The 17,812-nt window shown below is 61.0% G+C and carries 19 protein-coding genes and 1 riboswitch; of the genes, 10 read left to right on the forward strand and 9 right to left on the reverse strand.

The window, feature by feature from the left end:
* The first annotated feature begins 136 nt into the window (after window positions 1-136).
* The 4 genes from IEX27_RS07375 to IEX27_RS07390 all read left to right on the forward strand — a co-directional run bounded on the left by IEX27_RS07375 (window position 137) and on the right by IEX27_RS07390 (window position 4,962).
* Entirely contained in the window at window positions 137-1,192 is a 1,056-nt protein-coding gene (locus tag IEX27_RS07375; RefSeq protein ID WP_188720299.1) for a PRC-barrel domain-containing protein, read from the forward strand.
* 147 nt (window positions 1,193-1,339) lie between these two features.
* The gene (locus tag IEX27_RS07380) at window positions 1,340-1,960 is read left to right on the forward strand and encodes an alpha/beta hydrolase (protein WP_188720300.1); all 621 of its coding nucleotides are present in this window, start codon (window positions 1,340-1,342) and stop codon (window positions 1,958-1,960) included.
* Between the two features lie 9 nt (window positions 1,961-1,969).
* The gene (locus IEX27_RS07385) at window positions 1,970-2,251 is read left to right on the forward strand and encodes a GNAT family N-acetyltransferase (protein WP_188720301.1); all 282 of its coding nucleotides are present in this window, start codon (window positions 1,970-1,972) and stop codon (window positions 2,249-2,251) included.
* 152 nt (window positions 2,252-2,403) lie between these two features.
* Entirely contained in the window at window positions 2,404-4,962 is a 2,559-nt protein-coding gene (locus IEX27_RS07390) for a TIGR02302 family protein (RefSeq protein WP_188720302.1), read from the forward strand.
* Window positions 4,963-4,970: 8 nt separating this feature from the next.
* Here IEX27_RS07390 and IEX27_RS07395 read toward each other — a convergent pair whose 3' ends face one another.
* Window positions 4,971-5,960, reverse strand: coding sequence for a DUF2125 domain-containing protein (locus IEX27_RS07395; protein ID WP_188720303.1), 990 nt, complete (start codon window positions 5,958-5,960; stop codon window positions 4,971-4,973).
* A gap of 58 nt (window positions 5,961-6,018) precedes the next feature.
* Between IEX27_RS07395 and IEX27_RS07400 the strand changes: the two genes are divergently transcribed.
* A complete protein-coding gene (locus tag IEX27_RS07400) occupies window positions 6,019-6,540 on the forward strand; it encodes a gamma-glutamylcyclotransferase (RefSeq protein WP_188720304.1) in 522 nt (173 codons plus the stop codon).
* Between the two features lie 3 nt (window positions 6,541-6,543).
* Here IEX27_RS07400 and IEX27_RS07405 read toward each other — a convergent pair whose 3' ends face one another.
* The 4 genes from IEX27_RS07405 to ftsE form a co-directional block, all read right to left on the reverse strand.
* Window positions 6,544-7,341: a lysophospholipid acyltransferase family protein gene (locus IEX27_RS07405; RefSeq protein WP_188720305.1), complete on the reverse strand. Its 798-nt coding sequence runs from the start codon at window positions 7,339-7,341 to the stop codon at window positions 6,544-6,546.
* Window positions 7,342-7,442: 101 nt separating this feature from the next.
* Window positions 7,443-8,039 carry a YdcF family protein gene (locus IEX27_RS07410; RefSeq protein WP_188720306.1) on the reverse strand — a complete coding sequence of 199 codons (597 nt, stop codon included), beginning with the start codon at window positions 8,037-8,039 and terminating at the stop codon, window positions 7,443-7,445.
* 194 nt (window positions 8,040-8,233) lie between these two features.
* Window positions 8,234-9,223, reverse strand: a complete 990-nt coding sequence (locus tag IEX27_RS07415) for a cell division protein FtsX (RefSeq protein ID WP_188720307.1) — start codon at window positions 9,221-9,223, stop codon at window positions 8,234-8,236.
* Window positions 9,216-9,875: a cell division ATP-binding protein FtsE gene (gene ftsE / locus IEX27_RS07420; protein ID WP_188720308.1), complete on the reverse strand. Its 660-nt coding sequence runs from the start codon at window positions 9,873-9,875 to the stop codon at window positions 9,216-9,218. Before ftsE ends, IEX27_RS07415 begins: the two co-directional genes overlap by 8 nt.
* Before the next feature lie 282 nt (window positions 9,876-10,157).
* Between ftsE and hpt the strand changes: the two genes are divergently transcribed.
* Together hpt and IEX27_RS07430 are read left to right on the forward strand one after the other, a co-directional pair.
* Window positions 10,158-10,700, forward strand: coding sequence for a hypoxanthine phosphoribosyltransferase (gene hpt, locus IEX27_RS07425; protein ID WP_188720309.1), 543 nt, complete (start codon window positions 10,158-10,160; stop codon window positions 10,698-10,700).
* Between the two features lie 85 nt (window positions 10,701-10,785).
* The gene (locus IEX27_RS07430) at window positions 10,786-11,151 is read left to right on the forward strand and encodes a response regulator (RefSeq protein ID WP_188720310.1); all 366 of its coding nucleotides are present in this window, start codon (window positions 10,786-10,788) and stop codon (window positions 11,149-11,151) included.
* Window positions 11,152-11,193: 42 nt separating this feature from the next.
* Here the strand turns inward: IEX27_RS07430 and IEX27_RS07435 are convergent, their stop codons facing one another.
* Window positions 11,194-12,120 carry a prephenate/arogenate dehydrogenase family protein gene (locus IEX27_RS07435; protein ID WP_188720311.1) on the reverse strand — a complete coding sequence of 309 codons (927 nt, stop codon included), beginning with the start codon at window positions 12,118-12,120 and terminating at the stop codon, window positions 11,194-11,196.
* A gap of 3 nt (window positions 12,121-12,123) precedes the next feature.
* On the reverse strand, window positions 12,124-13,224 hold the full coding sequence (gene hisC, locus IEX27_RS07440) for a histidinol-phosphate transaminase (protein WP_373869866.1): 1,101 nt from the start codon (window positions 13,222-13,224) through the stop codon (window positions 12,124-12,126).
* 78 nt (window positions 13,225-13,302) lie between these two features.
* A riboswitch (SAM riboswitch) is annotated at window positions 13,303-13,380 on the forward strand.
* A gap of 58 nt (window positions 13,381-13,438) precedes the next feature.
* Here hisC and metX point away from each other — a divergent pair.
* Both metX and metW read left to right on the forward strand, forming a co-directional pair.
* The gene (metX, locus tag IEX27_RS07445; RefSeq protein WP_188720313.1) at window positions 13,439-14,608 is read left to right on the forward strand and encodes a homoserine O-acetyltransferase MetX; all 1,170 of its coding nucleotides are present in this window, start codon (window positions 13,439-13,441) and stop codon (window positions 14,606-14,608) included.
* Window positions 14,605-15,219, forward strand: coding sequence for a methionine biosynthesis protein MetW (metW, locus tag IEX27_RS07450; RefSeq protein ID WP_188720314.1), 615 nt, complete (start codon window positions 14,605-14,607; stop codon window positions 15,217-15,219). Before metX ends, metW begins: the two co-directional genes overlap by 4 nt.
* Here metW and IEX27_RS07455 read toward each other — a convergent pair.
* Window positions 15,216-15,977 carry a class I SAM-dependent methyltransferase gene (locus tag IEX27_RS07455; RefSeq protein WP_188720315.1) on the reverse strand — a complete coding sequence of 254 codons (762 nt, stop codon included), beginning with the start codon at window positions 15,975-15,977 and terminating at the stop codon, window positions 15,216-15,218. The genes metW and IEX27_RS07455 overlap by 4 nt on opposite strands.
* A gap of 167 nt (window positions 15,978-16,144) precedes the next feature.
* Between IEX27_RS07455 and gloB the strand changes: the two genes are divergently transcribed.
* Window positions 16,145-16,912, forward strand: coding sequence for a hydroxyacylglutathione hydrolase (gloB, locus tag IEX27_RS07460; RefSeq protein WP_188720316.1), 768 nt, complete (start codon window positions 16,145-16,147; stop codon window positions 16,910-16,912).
* On the opposite strand, the gene yddG is transcribed toward gloB, so the two are convergent.
* Complete coding sequence (yddG, locus tag IEX27_RS07465; protein WP_188720317.1) at window positions 16,909-17,802, reverse strand: aromatic amino acid exporter YddG; 894 nt, start codon at window positions 17,800-17,802, stop codon at window positions 16,909-16,911. The genes gloB and yddG overlap by 4 nt on opposite strands.
* Between the last annotated feature and the right edge of the window lie 10 nt (window positions 17,803-17,812).

Here is a 17,812-nt window from a genome sequence, read left to right on the forward strand (position 1 = left end):
TAAGTAAAATTAGTGACGGAACCCATTCAGGGAAGTCGCGTTGTATCCCCGTGGTGGCCGCACACCCGATTTTCACTGGCAGGTTAGGGTCGGATGCGCGGCCATGTACAGATCAACTGCACATGGAGACTTTAACATGATCCGCAATCTCTTGGCGACCACCGCAATTGCTAGTTTTTTAGTTAGCGGTGCAGCATTCGCACAGACCACCCCAGCCGCACCAGTCGACGCTCCGGCTGCGACCGGCAGCGAAACCCCGATGGTAAAGCATGCTGATGGTCAGCTGGCTTCTAACCTGATCGGTGAGGATGTCTATAACAGCACTTCCGACGATGCCGAGAAGATCGGCGAAGTTGTCGATCTGGTCCTCAGCGATGATGGTGACGTACAGGCGATCGTCGTCGGCGTTGGCGGTTTCCTCGGCATCGGCCAGAAGGACGTCGCTCTTGAATACGATCTCATTGAATGGGCCGACCAGGCCGACGGCGACCGCTGGATCGTTGTAGCGACCACGAAGGACGCCCTCGAGGCTCAGGAAGAATTCGACCGCTCAGCATTCAAGCCGATGCCGGCTGATGCTGACGTAGGCAAGACCACGCCGGTAACGGCATCTGACCTTGGCGCCGCACCCGCAAACAGCGGTGACACCGTTGCAGCCGCACCGGCTCCGGCAGATGCACCGGCCCCGGCAGACACCGCAGCTCCGGCTGACACGGCAGCAACGGACGCTCCGGCGACGCCGGACGCGAACAACACCAACATGGCTCAGTCCGATACGCCGGCCGTAACGGGCACACCGGATACGTCCACCACGACGTCCTCCACCCGCCCTGACGCCACGGCTGTTGACCGCAACACCCTGACCGAAGTTCCGGCCGGTGAGATCACCGCTGACAACCTGATCGGCACCACCGTATACGGCGCAGATGACGAAAACGTTGGCGAAATCGGTGACGTGGTTCTCTCGGACGACGGCAAGGTCGACGCAATCATCATCGACGTTGGCGGCTTCCTCGGCATCGGTGAGAAGCAGGTAGCAGTCGGCATGGACAACCTGGCCTTCCTGGCTGACGAAGATGGCGACCACTATCTTTACACCCAGTTCACCAAGGAACAGCTGGAAGCACAGCCGGAATACGATGAGGCGACCTATGCTGAGCAGCGCGACAAGATGCGTCTCAACGTTCAGTAAGGGATAGCATCCCCCTCGCGAGAAGGCCCCAGCGCAAGCATGGGGCCTTTCTTCGTTTCGGTTTGCTGGACAGTGCGTCAAGTCTATTGGCCCTTCCGCAATCCTGCTGGCCGCCCATATGATGCCTCACGCAGCAGGAGTTTGACTATGTCCACTGATTCTTACGATCACTTTCAAAAGGCGGCTTCTGAAGGTGCCCCGCTCCTGTTCCTTTTCCATGGAACCGGCGGGGACGAGACGCAGTTCGTTACCCTGGGAGCACGGCTTGTGCCGGAGGCCGCGATCGTTTCACCGCGAGGCGATGTGAGCGAATTCGGCGCAAACCGTTTCTTCCGACGCACCGCGGAAGGCGTCTACGACATGGCGGATCTTGCGCGCGCGACCGAAAAGATGGCGGGCTTTGTGAAGGCTCACGTGGAAGCAGCAAAACCGGGCGCAGTGCTTGGGCTTGGCTATTCCAACGGCGCGAACATCCTCGCTTCGTTGATCTTCGCCGAGCCGCAGCTCTTCGATCAGGCAATCCTGATGCATCCGCTGATCCCATTTGAGCCGCGGATCGAAGGACCGATCAAGACACGCTTCCTGCTGACGGCGGGCCGTAACGATCCGATTTGCCCGCCGCACATGACGGAGCAGCTGGCTGCAAGCCTTGCAGGTTCAGACGCTGATGCCGAACTGGTCTGGCACGATGGAGGCCATGAGCTTCGCCAGGAAGAGGTGCTTGCGGCATCTCGCTTCTTCAAGCAGGACAAAGCCAACCCGGCATAGGAGAAAACTTTGACCGATATTGAACTGCAGGATTTTGGAACCAAGGGCCGCTATGTCCTCGCGCGCGATGGCGATGAGGCCGAACTCACCTACGTGAAGGTCGGCGAGCACGAGATTGTTGTGGACCATACCTTTGTGCCACCAGCCTGGCGTGGCCAGGGTGTGGCCGAGAAACTGGTGCGCCATGTTGTGGATGACGCGCGTGCTCGCGGGTTCAAGATCCGCCCCGTGTGCCCTTATGTTGTGGTGGCTTTCCGCCGTCATCCTGAATGGGCCGATATTCAAGCGTGAATTGTTGGTGACAGACGGCTATTGCTGTGGGCATGACGCGATCGTGAAGGTTCCGGCCCACAATCTCTAGCCCACGCCTCGCCTTCGCCGCTATTGTTACTATCTTTTGTGGATTGGGTGGAACGCTTCGCCCCCCACGGTAAGGCGAAAGAATGCAGGATATCCACGTCACAGATGGTCGATTGCGTAGCCTGGGAGCCCGGCTCTCTCGCACGCGCTCGGCAATCTGGGCCGTGATGACCCTTGAAAGGCTCTGGCCGCTTCTCCTGCCATTCGTGCTGCTGTTGGGCCTGTTCCTGAGCCTCTCCTGGTTCGGCGTCTTCCGGATGGTTCCGGAAGTCGGCCGTTTCATCTTGCTGGGTGTCCTGGGGCTTGCCGCACTTGCGGCCCTGATTCCGTTTCGGCATCTCCGCTTTCCCGAGCGTGAAGAGATCGATCGACGTATCGAGGGCGCCAACAAGCTCCAGCACGCGCCGATTTCGACGCAGACTGATCGCCTCGCAAGTGGTGTCTCGAATCCGTTTGCCGATGCGTTGTGGCGCGAACACCAGAAGCGGATGGCGGAAAAGCTCGCCTCCCTCCACGCCGATCTTCCAAGTACCAACATCCCTGAACGCGATCCGTTCGCGCTGCGCGCGGCTGTGGCGCTATTGTTCGTTGTGGCCGCCGCCTATGCCACTGGGCCTTATGGCGGAAGCGTGCGGGATGCTTTCCATGCGCCGGTACCTTCATCGGAAGCCATCACTGCCCGCATCGATGCATGGGTAACGCCGCCGCCCTATACTGGACGTGCACCCGTGTTCCTGACGGCCGACGTGAACCGCGACAAGCAGGAATTCACCGTGCCCGAGAACAGCACGGTGTCGGTGCGTATCAGCAGCGGGTCCGGCGAAGAGAACCTGACTCTGACGGATGCCAATGGTGAGCAGCAGGTCGTGGAGCCTGAGGAGGGCAGCACCGCTGGTGCGGCTCAGTTTTCCCAGGTACTAGTCGGTGAAAGCAGTGTGACGCTGGCCGATGGTTCGCGTGAACTTTCCACCTGGCACTTCAAGATCATTCAGGATGCGCCGCCCGTCATTCGCTTCGAGAAAGATCCGCGTCGGGCCGCCAACGGCGCGCTTGAACTCTCCTATTTCGTGCAGGACGACCACGGGGTGACCAAGGCCGAGGCGCAGTTCGGCCTTGTTGACGAGAACCCGAACGCCAAGCCGCTCTATGACGCGCCCGAGATGCCGCTGAGCCTGCCGCGCCGTTCCAGCAAGGACAACGTGGCAAAGGTGGCCAAGGACCTGACCGAGCACCCCTGGGCGGGACGCGAGGTCGAGCTGAAGCTAACCGCCACTGACGCCGCAGGGCAGACGGGCGAAAGCGAGACGAAGACATTCACGCTTCCGCAGCGCTCCTTCACCAACAGCCTCGCCCGCGCCATCGTGGAGCAGCGGCAGGTGCTGGCGCTCGACGCAAACCAGAAGCGCCGCACCATGGCCATGATGGATGCCGTCCTGCTCTGGGCGGATGAGACCATCACCAATCCCGCGCACTTCCTGCTGCTGTCCTCGATCCGCTCGCGCCTGGGTTTTGCCCGCAATGACGAGGCGCTGCGCGGCGTTGTTGATGATCTCTGGGAGATCGCGCTCATCATTGAGGATGGCGATCTGACGGCAGCGGAGCGTCGTCTGCGCGACGCGCAGGAAGCGCTGAAGCAGGCGCTTGAAAACGGCGCGACCGACGAGGAATTGAAGCGCCTGATGGACGAGCTTCGCACGGCGATGCGCGACTTCTTGCGCGAGTTCGCCGAACGGGCCATGCAGAACCCCCAGGACCTGGCGCAAGCGCCAGAAGGCCAGATGATGAACCAGATGGATCTGGAGCGTATGCTCGATCAGCTGGAGGATCTCGCCCGTTCAGGTGCCCGCGAGCAGGCGCAGGATCTCCTGTCGCAGCTCCAGAACATGATGAACAATCTTCAGGCCGGTCGTCCCCAACAGGGGCAGCAGGGCCAGCAGAATTCCCAAATGCGTCAGCAGATGGACCAGCTGGGCGAGATCATGCGCCGCCAGCAGGAGCTCTTGAATGAGACGTTCCGCATGGATCGCGAGCAGCGCGGCCAGCAGGGGCAACAAGGCCAGCAAGGCCAAAGGGGACAACAGGGCCAACAAGGGCAACAAGGACAGGGCCAGCAGCCTGGCCAGGGGCAGGGCATGACCGCGGAAGAATTCGCTGAAGCGCTACGCCAGCTGCAGGAAGGTCAGGGCCAGCTCCGCGACAAGCTCCAGGAGCTGACCGAGGCACTGCGTGGCATGGGCATGGAGCCCGGCGAAGGGTTCGGTGAAGCTGGCGAAGCCATGGGCGAGGCCGAAGGTGCGCTGGGTGAAGGCGAAGGCCAACGCGCAACCGGCGAACAGGGCCGCGCGCTGGAAGCGCTCCGTCGTGGCGCTCAGGACATGATGCAGCAGATGCAACAGGCCATGCAGCAGGGTCAGGATGGCCAGGATGGTCCGGGTCAGCGCGCTGGACGTGCCGATCGTGACCCGCTGGGGCGTCCGCGCGCAACCACCGGCCCCGACTTCGGCGATTCCGTCGATGTTCCCGATGAGATCGACATTCAGCGGGCGCGCGAAATCCTCGATGCCATCCGCCGCCGTCTGGGCGATGCTCTAAGCCCTGAACTCGAGCGCGAATACCTCGAGCGCCTGCTAGAGATGCGTTGATCAGCTGATCAGACGGGCGGGATCTTGCCGAGCGGGACGAAACCAAGGAACGCGTCACCGCGCACGACGCGGATTTCCACCGCTGCATTGCCGAGGGCTGTGAGCATCCCTGTGGCGGACCGGATTGGATCAGCCACTTTCGGGAAGATCTCGGCCAGGATCTTGGCTGTGCCGACCGGGTCATCGACCTTGATCCTGAGCTGCGCCGTCATCAGACCTTCATTGTCGAACTCGATCGGGCCCGATACTGAGATGCCGGCCTTTTGACCCACGACGCCAACCACGAACTCCTCGATCACACCCTTTTGGCCGCGCAGCGCGATATTGCGGTCCATCATCATGGTCAGACCGTCGTTTACCACGACCATCGCCCGACCTTCGAGCGGAGGCACGTTCGCGACGACGTCCTCGCTGAGCTTCAGTTCCTGGAAGCTTGTGGCGATCTCGACATCCTGCTCCACCTGACGGGCATGGAGTTCGCCGGCGCTGATGCGGGCGACCGGCCGGGCATCATCTTCGCTTCCCTCGGGGGCAAGCTCGATGTTCGATCCCGCGATCGAAACGCGCGTCGGGAACGGCTGAGCAAGCTCTGTGCTGGCGCCAAGTCCGTCCCAGTGCACGGTTGCAGGTGGAAGGAAGGGCAGGTGGACCGTTGCCGGACTTCCAACCTTCATCACCACGTGGCGCGGGTCGTAGATGTTGGCAGCCGTTTCAGTTTGCTCCGCGCGGAAGGACAGGCCTTCCTTCACGTCCTCGTAGAACACGCTGCGGCAGCGCACGCCAAGCCGGAACGGATATCCGTGGATGTCAGGTTCCTCGCAATTGGCGCGACGCCCGTCCGCATTGAGGCGAGCGAGCGATGTATTCACGCGGTCCATCAGCATGCTCGCCCCATAGTACCAGAATCCGGTGTAGATCAGGCCAACCGCGACAACCGCAATCGCCAGCCACATGGCTCGGCGGCTATAGTTTGGTCCACTTTGAGGGCTTGACGACATGGATGTCCTCTCGCTAGGCGAATCGCTGTCCTTCCTGGCGGCAAGAAGTAAGAACGAAATGAACGATTTTTGGGTCTTTGGCTATGGCTCTCTGATGTGGCGGCCAGGATTTGCGCATGTGGAGACGCAGAAGGCGCGCGTTTACGGTTATCGCCGGGCGCTGTGCATCTACTCCCATGTGCATCGCGGAACACCCGCGAGGCCGGGTCTTGTGCTGGGTCTGGACCGGGGCGGTTCCTGCATCGGGATGGCCTTTCGGGTGCCCGGTGAACTGCACGACGAGGTGATAGCCTACCTTCGCGAGCGTGAACTTGTCACCAATGTATATATCGAACGCATGCTGCCGATGGCACTGGAAAACGGCGGCACGGTTCAGGGTGTCGCCTATGTGGTGGACCGTCGCCACGAACAATATGCGGGCGCGCTGATGGCAGAGGAAGCCGCAACCCACGTTGCGGGCGCGGTAGGGCAGGCCGGGCCGAACGAAGACTACGTCTTCAACACCGTCGAGCACCTGCAGGCGCTTGGCATCCGAGACCATTGGCTCGAGCAGGTAGCTGCAAGGCTGAAACGCGCGTAGGGGTTACTTCCGAGCCGGCAGCTTGACGCCAAGCTCCGCAAGCCGCCTCCGTGCGGTTTCCGGCAGCGGCGGCGGATTGGTGGACATTGCTGCTTCAATCAGCAACTCGTCACAGGCCGCTTCGGTCTCGCGGATCAGGCGGTCACGAAACTCTTCCTTCGAAAGACCGGGCGGAATGGGCGGCAGCACGCGAGCGTGGATCGTTCCCGGAAAGCGCAGGAACTTGCGGCGAGGCCAGTAGAGCCCGGCCACGTGCGCGATCGGCACGACCGGCACGTTCAGCTTCGAGTAGAGTTCAACGATCCCGTACTTGTAGACTGGCTCGGCGCCGGGCGGACGCCGCGTTCCCTCGGGATAGATGATGAGCTGCCGACCCTCTTTCATTCGCTCGCGTCCTGCAGCCACGGCCTGCCGGAGAGCCTTCGAGCCTGAGCCGCGATCGATCGCGATCATGTCCATCTTCTTGAGGAACCAGCCGAAGAGCGGGATCCAGGTGAGCTCGCGCTTCAGGATGAAGACGGCATCGCGAATATAGGGGAGGAAGGTGAAGGTATCCCAGAAGGACTGGTGCTTTGGCGCAATGATGCACGGTCCGTCAGGAATGTTCTCGATCCCGGTGATCTGGAAATCCGTACCCGCGAGAATCCGATGGAGCCACGCGTTCGAACGCGCCCAGCGCTTGGGAACTTCCCAGGTCTTTTCCCGGGGGAGGAAAAAGAAGTAGGGCAGGGAAATGAGAAGCCGCCCAATCGTGTTGATGTAAAACGCTATGTTGAAGAGCAGCGAGCGAATGATGACCATGCAGCTTGTTTCCGAAATGCGGGGGCGCGTCGGCGTGTAGCTTGCTGGTTAACCCATCGACGGGATTTGGCAAGGCGAATGTGCGGAAAACAGACCTGCGCTCAATGGCTGCGGGCGACTGCGGCAAGCTGGTTGTAGGAAGCAGCGGCTTCCGCCGGAAGCACGGTACGCAGGAGCGCGGCGACGTATTTCACATATTCAGTGGTAAGCACACGCAGAGCGTCGGCGTCCCTGATCCATGCCGTGCCCTGGAGCGGATTGTTCACAACCGGATAGGCCTTCAGCACGGCGTTGGGCAGGATGCGCCGCATTTCCAGGAGGCTGCGCGGCATGTGGTAATTGTTGGTGACGACAATGATGCTGCCGTAGGTGTTGGCGAGCGCCCACTTGGCGCTTTCCTGCGCATTACCGATCGTGTTGAGCGCCACGCGGTCGATATCGACGCAACAGTTGAAGAGCCAGCTGTCGGCTCCCGTCGCTCTCCTGAGGTCAACGATCCGGGCCGAGGGGTTGACGCCGCTGATCAGCAGCCGCTTGGCCTTGCCGGCCTTCAAGAGCTCCATGCCAGTTTCCATGCGCGAAGCGCCGCCGGTCAGCACCACGATGCCGTCGGCTGCTGGAATTTGGGAGGGGGTTTCAAGCCCTGCAACGTGATCCACAAAGAGCAGGAAGCCGATGAAGAAGGCAAACAGGGCCATCCCGCTTACAGCGAAGCAGGTACGATAGAGAGACCTTAGCCGAAGCCAAGTCCGTGATCTCGCTCCATCAATCGCCTGTGCCACGTCACTCATACCGTTAGTTGTAACCGATAAATGCGGCTGGCGGACAGAACTGCACACCGCGCCTTACAAAAATAATTTCTGTTAGAATCATGGCGTGAGGGAGTTTGGCATCACGATTCAATTCGCCGCAAATAAGTGATCACTGTGAAGTGGGAGGTGACGGCAGCCAGTACTGCAATCAATACGGCAATCAGAGCGACGCCGGCGTAACCCGCACTTCCGATGGCGAAGTTTCCAAAGAGCGCCGTAGCCTGGTCTCCTTCCGGCGTGCCCAGATTGCGCGACGACCACCAGGAGAAGACAACGAAGACAATGATGGCAGCGACGCCGCCGCCGATAGCGCCGCGCAGTCCGGCCACAAGAAAGTGACGGCGGAATTCGCGCGCGATGAAGGGCGCTTCTGCTCCAACAAAGTGAAGCACTTCAATGACATGAACATTGCCGGACATGGCTCCGCGCGTGGCGAAGATAACCGTAAGCGCGGTGGCTGAAAGCATCAGCGCCAGGATCGCCATGCCGATGGTCACCGTGGTTGTTGCCATTGCAACGAGGCGGTCAACCCAGGTGCGGTGATCGTCGAGGATCGCCTGCGGCACCGATTGGGCGAGTTCCGCGCGCATAGATTCAAAGTCCGGCGGTGTGTTTGGATCAATGGTGACGATGATCAGCCGCGGCACCGGCAGCGACTCAAGCTCCAGTCCCGATCCCAGCCACGGCTCGAGCAGGCGCACGGTGGCGGAGCGGTCAACGATCGTGGCGGTCCGCACGCCGGCATAGGTCGAAGCGATCGACTGCGCCTTCGTCAGCGCCTCTTCCATGTCGAGATTGTCGGCGGGTTTGATCTGGATGGTCGCTTCCCGCGAAATCTGCGTCTGCCAGGTGGTCGCCGTATCGCGCACCAGCGTAACCCCACCAAGGGTCAGGCACGACAGGAAGGTCATGATTGCAATGACCAGCACCATGGCCCGTGAGGCAACATTGTCCCTCGGTACGATCGGGCTCTGGCCACTGCCAAGCCTGTTCCGGGCGAAGCGCTTCATGCCGCTGGTGAGGCCCTTTGCCCTGTCAAACGCGTTGGAGCTGCGGGAAAGGCTAGTCATAGATTTCCAGCCTTCCACCGGAAAGCACCATGCGTCGCGCGTCAACCTGATCCATGAGGCCGAGATCGTGCGTTGCGATCAGCACCGCGGTACCCATCCGGTTGAGCTCGATGAAGAGGCGCAGCAGACGCCGGGCAAGCTGCGGGTCCACGTTACCCGTGGGTTCATCGGCAAGCAGAATGCTTGGCTGCTCGACGAGCGCGCGGGCAATCGCGGCACGCTGCTTCTCACCGCCCGAGAGGACTGGTGGCAGAACGTGCATCCGGTCGCCAAGACCGACCCACTTCAGGAGGTCGGTAACGTCATTCTTGTAGCTGGATTCCTCGCGTCCGCGAACGCGCAGCGGCAGGGCCACGTTCTCGTAGGTCGTCAGGTGATCAAGCAGGCGGAAGTCCTGAAACACCATGCCGATCTTGCGGCGGATGAGCGGAAGCTCCTGCGGGGTGATGCGGGAGCGGTCCTTGCCGAAGATCGTCACGAGGCCGCGCGTTGGCTTCAGCGACATGAACAGCAGGCGCAAAAGCGTCGTCTTGCCGGTGCCCGAAGGTCCGGTCAGGAACTGAAACGAGCGCTCGGGAATGCGGAAGGAGATATCACGAAGAACCTCCTGACCCATTCCGTATCTGAGGCCTACATTCTCAAAACGTATCACTGAAACTTGCCATATCTGGTACGGCCCGGAACCCCGGGCGTTTGCTGCACAATCGAAGCGTTATGGTTAACGCCTGCTTAACATAGGCTGATCGCGGCTGAGAATAGCGCGTATTCCACCGAATTTTTCGTCCCCCGCGTTGCCGCACGTCGAACCTGCAATATTTGCTGGGGACATGCAGGATCGATTGCCCTCTGGATCAAGCGAAAATGCCTTCCGCCATTTTATGGCGCCAGATTATGGCGTAAGTGTTCGCTTATAATTTGATGGAGACAAGGGCCAATGCCGGTAGTCCGTGGCAAGGATATTGAGGTTTTCTATTCCGCTTCAACGATCGCGAGGCGCAACCTGGAGCTCGCCAAGCAGGTCGCGGAGCGGGAATACGAGGATCTTCTCGTCATTTCGATCCTCAAGGGCTCCTTCATCTTCGCGGCTGACCTCATTCGCGCCATGCATGATGCGGGGATATCGCCCGAGGTCGAGTTCATGATGATCTCCAGCTACGGCACGGGCACCACGAGCGGCCAGATCAACGTCCTGCGCGACATCGACAACGATGTTGCCGGCCGCGACATCCTGCTCATCGATGACATTCTGGAATCCGGCAAGACGCTGAAGTTCGTGCGCGACCTGATGCTTTCGCGTGGCGCGAAGTCAGTCTCGATCGCAGTGCTTCTCGACAAGCGGTCGAAGCGCCAGATCGATATCGAAGCCGATTATGTGGGCTTCGAATGTCCTGATTATTTCGTGGTCGGCTACGGCATGGACGTCGCGCATGCCTTCCGCGAGCTGCCGTTTGTCGGTGTCGTGCGGGGTGACGCCTGAGGGAAGATAGGGCGTCTTCCACAGGAACCATTTGTTCACTTTGCCAGTTCAGCGAACCGTAAGAAGTCCGTGGCAAGGTCCGCTCATGGCTAAGTTACTTGTTGTCGAAGACGATATTTCCGTACGGTCCTTCGTTGCCCGCGCTCTGGCAGCCTCCGGTTACACCGTGGAGACTGCTGAGGACGGGCTCGACGGCCTGAACAAGATCATGGAAGCAGCGGGCGCATATGACCTGGTGCTTTCAGACATCCGCATGCCGACGATGGACGGCATCGAGATGGCCCGCGAGATTGCGCGGACCTTCCCACATCTGCGGCTGATGCTGATGACCGGCTTTGCCGATCAGCGGGAGCGGGCAGTGGAGCTTGATGGCACCGTCAGAGGTGTCGTGAACAAGCCCTTCACGCTGGTGGAGTTGCGCGAACGTGTCGGTCAGGCTCTCGCAGCTTGAACAGGAAATCGGTCCCCACTGCCTGCGGGGACCGTTCCAGAATCACTTCTGCCCTGAAGCCTGACGACCGAAGTCCGGTGCGGCCACGTCCTGACCTGCGTCGATGATCGACCGGCGGATGGCGCGGGTGCGCGTGAACAGGTCGAACAGCGCCTGACCGTCACCCCAGCGGATGGCCCGCTGCAGCGCCGACAGGTCTTCCGAGAAGCGCGACAGCATCTCCAGGATCGCATCCTTGTTGTGCAGGCAGATGTCTCGCCACATGGTGGGGTCGGAAGCGGCCAGACGCGTGAAGTCGCGGAAACCCGAAGCCGAGTACTTGATCACTTCCGACTCGGTCACCGTCTGAAGATCGTCCGCGGTGCCGACGATGTTATAGGCGATGATGTGCGGAAGGTGCGAGACGATCGCCAGAACCTTGTCGTGGTGATCCGGATCCATCGTGTCGACGCGCGAGCCGCAGGCTTCCCAGAACGCCGTGAGCTTTTCGACCGCTTCGTCGCTTGAACGACCAGCAGGCGTCAGAATGCACCAGCGGTTACGGAAGAGTTCGGCAAAGCCGGCGTCCGGGCCGGAATGCTCCGTACCGGCGAGTGGATGGCCTGGAAGAAACTCTACCGTGTCCGGCAGCTCAGGGCTCATCTGCTCGATGACGGAGCGCTTGGTCGAACCAACATCCGTAACGATGGCGCCTGCCTTCAGGGCAGGGGCAATCTCGGTGGCAACGCGGCCGCACGCACCAACCGGCACGCAGACGATGACGAGGTCGGCGTCACGCACGGCTTCTGCAGCGCTCGTATAATACTCATCGCCAAGGTCCAGTTCGCGCGCGCGGGCAAGCGTTTCCGCGCTGCGAGTATTGACTACGATGGTATCTGCCAGCTTCTCCCGGCGAATGACTCTCGCCAGAGAGGAGCCAATAAGGCCGATGCCGATCAGCGCGACCTTATTAAAGTGGGGGTCAGTCACAAATCACCTGCTCAGGAATTCTCGCAGCGAGTCCACCACGCCACGATTTGCTTCTTCCGGTCCAATGGTCATGCGCAACGAATTCGGGAAGCCATAGCCCCTGACCTGCCGGAGAACGAAACCGCGCGAACAGAGGAATTCGTCTGCGTCCGGAGCGCGCTTCCCATCCTGGTCCGGGAACTGGATCAGAATGAAGTTTGCTACGGATGGCGTAACGCGCAGGCCGAGCGTGGTCAGCTCCTCGGTGAGCCAGTCCTTCCACTTCAGATTATACTCCACTGCATTCTGCACGTGGACACGATCGCGGATCGCCGCAGCACCAGCTTCGATGGCCAGCGCATTCACATTGAACGGGCCGCGAACGCGGTTGAGCGCGTCGATGACGTGCAGGGGGCCGTACATCCAGCCGATGCGCATAGCGGCAAGGCCGTAAATCTTCGAGAAAGTCCGGGTCATCACCACGTTTTCGTAGGAGGAGACGAGCTCGATCCCAGCTTCGTAGTCGTTCTTGCGCACATATTCCGCGTAGGCGGCGTCGATTACCAGCAAGACGTTCTTTGGCAGTCCCGCATGAAGGCGGCGGACGTCTTCGGCAGGAACATAGGTGCCGGTCGGGTTGCCTGGGTTGGCGATGAAGACGAGACGGGTCTTGTCCGTCACGGCCGCCAGGATGGCGTCGACGTCAACCTGCTGATCCTTTTCCTTCACCACGACCGGTACGCCGCCAGCTGCCATGATCTGTATCTTGTAGACCAGAAAGCCGTGCTCGGTGATGATGCCTTCGTCGCCTGGCTGCAGATACGTATGCGCGAGCAGGCCAAGAAGCTCGTCCGATCCGTTAGAGCAGATGATATTGGCCGGGTTGAGCCCGTGCACTTCGGCGATGGCATCGCGCAGCTTGTGTGATTGACCGTCCGGGTAGATCTCCAGTCGATCGGTCACGGCTGCAATCGCCTCAATCGCCTTGGGAGAAGCCCCAAGCGGCGTCTCGTTGGACGACAGCTTGTACACCTTTGCCACGCCCTCAACAGTCTCTTTGCCAGGAACGTAGGCGGCGATATCCATTACGCCCGGTCTGGGCTGCGGGCGATCAAGTGTGCTCATCATCAAATCCATTGGTTAGGCGCACTTGCTTTATCCTATCAAACTCATTGACGCAAAGGGGTTCCGGTTCTAAAGGTGAGACAAATCCGTGGTGATTTGGCCGGTCGGCTTGCAGCCACGTTAAATAACTTGCTAAAGGGCCGATCCCGTGTTCCGTGACCGGCAATTGTTACAACAGTGCCGGTCTTTTTGTTTCCGGCGAACGGCAAACAGTATGGAACAGTCAAAAGTTAGATCTGCCCGCGATGAAGCAAATTCGCCAACAAGCAAGCTGGTTCAGTTCGGTGCCGATAAGCCACTGAAGCTGGGCTCCGGCAGTTTGCTTTCCCCATTTCAGATTGCCTATCAGACGGAAGGCGAGCTGAACGCGGACCGCTCCAACGCGATCCTCATCTGCCACGCGTTGACGGGGGACCAGCATGTGGCGAACGTCCATCCTGTCACCGGCAAGTCCGGCTGGTGGGAGATGCTGGTCGGTCCGGGCAGGCCGATCGACACGAACCGCTTCTTCGTCATCTGCTCCAATGTGATCGGCGGCTGCATGGGCTCTTCCGGCCCGGCCACCATCGACCCGGCCACGGGCAAGGCCTACGGCCTCAATTTTCCCGTGATCACCATTGGCGACATGGTGAAGGCACAGGCGATGCTGGTGGACCATCTGGGCATCGACCAGCTTTTCGCCGTCGTTGGCGGCTCCATGGGTGGCATGCAGGTGCTCGAATGGGCGCACAGCTTTTCCGACCGTGTCCGCCTCGCCATCCCGATCGCGACCGGCGCGCGCCATACGGCGCAGAACATCGCCTTCAACGAGGTGGGCCGTCAGGCTGTGATGGCCGATCCCGACTGGTGCGGCGGCGACTACATCGAACAGGGGCGGCACCCGGCCAAGGGTCTCGCGGTGGCCCGCATGGGTGCGCACATCACCTACCTGTCCGAGGCAGCACTGCACCGCAAGTTCGGTCGCAACCTGCAGGACAGGAACGAGATCACCTTCGGTTTCGACGCGGATTTCCAGATAGAGAGCTATCTGCGGCACCAGGGCTTCACCTTCGTCGATCGTTTCGACGCGAACTCCTACCTCTATCTCACCCGCGCGATGGACTATTTCGACCTCGCCGCCGAACACAACGGGCGATTGGCTGACGCCTTTCGGGGAACGAAGACCCGCTTCTGCCTCGTGTCCTTCACCAGCGACTGGCTGTTCCCGACTGAAGAGAGCCGCATGATTGTCCATGCGCTGAACGCGGCGGGCGCTTCCGTCTCCTTCGTGGAGATCGAATCCGACAAGGGGCACGATGCCTTCCTGCTGGATGAACCGGAAATGCATGCGGCGGTGCACGGCTTCGTCAATGCAGCAGCCCGCCAGATGGGGATTGGCGAATGAGCGTCAACACTGAATCCCGCGTCGACCTGCGCGTCATCGCCGACCTCATCCGCCCTGGCTCCCGCGTTCTGGACGTCGGCTCCGGCGACGGTGAACTGCTCGACCTGCTCGCCCGCGAAAAGCAGGTGGACGGACGCGGTCTGGAAATCTCGCAACGTGGCGTGAATGAATGCGTTGCGCGCGGCCTCTCTGTCATCCAGGGCGATGCCGATCGCGATCTTTCGTACTACCCGGACAAGGGCTTCGACTATGTCGTGCTGTCGCAGACCCTGCAGGCGACACGCAACCCGAAAGAGGTGCTGAACGAGCTGCTCCGCATCGGCGACCGCGCGATCGTCTCTTTCCCGAACTTCGGCCATTGGCGCGTGCGGTGTTCGCTGATGTTCAAGGGTCGCATGCCGGTGACGAAGGACCTGCCGTACTCGTGGTACGACACGCCGAACATCCACTTCTGCACCATCCGCGATTTCGTCGCCCTCTGCGCCGAGGTCGGGGCAACGGTCGAAAGTGCTCAGGCACTCGACGCCAACGGCACGAAGATCGGCCTCTCGATGCCGTGGTGGTTCTGGAACTTCTTTGGCCAGCAAGCGATCTTCCTGCTGCGACGTTAATCCCTGACGCGCCCGGCAACGGGTCTGAACCCGCGCGTTGCACCCTGAGGTGAAAGCACCGGCACCAGCGCGCGCTTGGTCCGGCGCGCCATGGCGGGAATGCCCTGGTAGAGCCGCTTTTCGGCGTCCACGATCAACGCGCCGGCAAAAAGGGGCCAGAGATGCTGGCCCGCACTTGCGAGCAGCGGCTCCATGCGCAGGAGCCAGCGCTTTTGTGATGGCGGGAAGTGCAGCGTGTCCGCCCAGCTCGTTGGCGTAAAATTCGCATCGCGCAGCAGGTCGGTGAGCTGCCTGCGCGAATAGGGCTGGCCAGTGCCGAACGGCGTATGTTCAAACCGCGCCCAGAGCCCGCGACGATGCGGTACGACGATCACCAGACGGCCACCGGGTGCCAGCACCCGCCAGGCTTCGAGCAGCATCTGCTGCGGATTTTCCGCATGTTCCAGCGCGTGGATCATCACGATCCGGTCGACAGCAGCGTCGGGCAGGGGGAGGTCGTCCTCATGCACCAGCGCCGAGGCACAGAAACCGTGCGACGGCCAACGCACCGCACCCTGCCGCGCTGGCATGAAGGCGAAGACCCGCTCCGCATCACGTCCAAGCTGCTCGAGCCATGGCAAGGCGTAACCAAGCCCCACAAGCCGTTCTTCGGGCATCTTGCTCCAGACGGACGCAAGCGCGGTCGCGATTGACCGTTCGACCAGCTTGCCAAGGAGGCTCGTGTAAAAGGAGCGGAATTCAACGATGTCAGTATTCATGCGCGAACGGTAGGCGGCTCAAATCCATTCTGCAAGGTTACCACACCCGGACGGCATGCGGCATTCAACCCCATTCTTTTCTGACCCGCACATAACGTCCAAAAGCATTTTTGATTTTCGCGCCGATCATCTAGTCTGCGGGCAACGGGAATGAAACAGGTGGTGCCATGCTTGAAGTTCATCAGTTCATGTGCCGAAGCGACAACTTCGGAGTTCTTCTGCGTGACAGTCAGTCGGGAACCACGGCCCTAGTCGATGCGCCGGAGGAGGCGCCGATTCTGCGCGCCATCGAAGCCTCGGGCTGGCAGCCGCCTTCACTCCTGCTGATCACGCACCACCACGGCGACCACGTGGAGGCCAATCTGGCGCTGAAACAGCGCTTCGGCCTCTCCATTATCGGACCTGCCAAGGAGGCGGAGAAGATCCCGGGCATCGATCGTTCGATGCGGGAAGGCGACACCGTTCGCATAGGCAGCGAAGAGGCCACGGTCATCGAGACGCCGGGCCACACCGCTGGCCACGTCTCCTACTATTTCAGGGATTCAGGCATAGTCTTCACCGCCGACACACTTTTCGCGTTGGGCTGCGGAAGGCTCTTCGAGTGTCCACCTGCAATCATGCACCAATCGCTGAAGAAGCTTGCAGCCCTTCCGCCTGAGACCGTCGTCTACTGCGGACACGAATATACGGCGTCGAACGCCCGCTTTGCCCTGACGGTAGATCCCATCAATCAGGCACTGCAGGACCGCGCCAGAAAGATCGAGGCGCTCGTGCGTGACGGTAAGCCCACGCTCCCCACGACCCTTGCCGAGGAGCTGGCGACCAATCCGTTCCTGCGCTGGGGAGATCCTGCCATCCGCCAGAACCTGAATTTGATGGACGCAACGGACGAAGCGGTCTTTGCCGAGATCCGCAAGCGCAAGGACGCGGCCTAATCCAGGACGGTCTCCACCGCAGGCTTTCGCGACCGCAGGATCATGTTCTTGGCAGCCAGCGTTGCGCCGCCGGTGATCAGCAGACATGCGAGCAGCAGTTGGGCGGAAAGCTCCGCCCTTCCAGCGATGATCAGGAGCAGCGTGGAGAACATCGGTATCACGTAGCTCGCAGAGCCGATCAGCTGGATGTTTCCGTGCTTCACGCCGTAGTCCCAGGTGAAGAAGGCAGCGCCAAGCGGAAACAGGCCCATGAGGATCACAGCGATCCACTCAGCACTGTTCGCTGGCCAGATCGTCGGTTCAAGCAGCACATGGCAGAGGGCGGAAAGCACCGCCGTCGCGCCGCAGAACCAGGTGACGGTACTCGTCGGCACCGCCCCGAACCGCCGTGACAGCAGCGAATAGCTGGACCAGAAGATCGCAGCCCCTGCAGCCGCAAGATAGCCCACCGAATGCTGACCCTCGAACGAAAGGCTGCCGCCCTTCGCAACGATCAGCACCGTACCGGCAAGGCCGGCAATGGCCCCCAGGATATGGTGCCAGCCGAGCCGTTCGCCCGGCATCAACGCCGATCCCAGCACGATCAGCAGCGGCCAGAGGTAGGAGATGAGGTTCGCCTCGACTGCCGGTGCGTTCTTCAGCGCCGTAAAATAGAGAAAATGATATCCGAACAGGCCTGCAATGCCGACCAGCCAGGCTGCTGGCGGCACGTGCGCCCGCTGCCGGAAAGACGGGAAGACAACCTGGGCGAGGATGCCGACTGCGGTGCCGATGGCGAAGGCGATGGCCGAAAGCAGAAATGGGGGCACGTCGCCCGAAAAGGCGGTGAGCAGCGCAAGCGGCGCCCACATGGCGAACGTTGAAAGGCCGACAAGCGTAGCGCGGACCATAAAGGAGCCC

It is taken from the genome of Nitratireductor aestuarii (assembly GCF_014641695.1).
GTDB lineage: Bacteria > Pseudomonadota > Alphaproteobacteria > Rhizobiales > Rhizobiaceae > Chelativorans > Chelativorans aestuarii.